This is a genomic window from Neisseria sp. HMSC073G10, assembly GCF_001812605.1.
GTDB classification, from domain to species: Bacteria; Pseudomonadota; Gammaproteobacteria; order Burkholderiales; family Neisseriaceae; genus Neisseria; species Neisseria subflava_A.
In genome coordinates this window covers 1-521 of record NZ_KV809525.1, presented here as the reverse complement: position 1 = coordinate 521, position 521 = coordinate 1, and the positions used below count along the sequence as shown (strand labels likewise).

Below are 521 nucleotides of genomic sequence, written 5' to 3'. Positions count from 1 at the left end.
TTGGCCAGTTTCAGCTGTGCACCACCAGCTACGGTTTCGCTGATGATGTTGCTGTCGCCTTTGACATTGATGGTGTCGCCCAATGCGTAGTTATTGCTGCCGCTGGTACCGCCGAAGTTGATGCCTTTGGCGATATTGGCGGCGTTGGTCGCGACGTTTTGATTGGTCGCAAACAGTTGGCTGCCGTTAACGGCATCTTTGCTGTTGGCATTGAGGTCGCCATCCGCTACGTTGGTCACTTTGTTGCCGGCGTTGTTCAAACCGTCTTTGGTCAGTTTGACGTCACCTGCTTTAACGCCGTCTTGGGTCAATGCGACATCGTCGCCTACTTTCACACCGTCGTTGTTCACGGTGGTGTCGCCGGCTTCGACGCTGTTCACTACCAGGTCTTTTTTCAGCTTAACGGTCACTTTATCGTCTTGGGCTTCGGTGGTGATGTTGTCGTCGCCGGCAACGGTCACGGTGGAGCCGAGTTTTTCGATATTGGTGCTGCCGCTGTCGCCGTTGAAGGTCAGGCCTTT

At 54.3% G+C, this 521-nt stretch carries 1 pseudogene; it reads right to left on the bottom strand.

What is annotated here, in order from left to right:
* Window positions 1–521: pseudogene (locus HMPREF2865_RS05925) on the bottom strand (hypothetical protein); the annotation flags it as partial.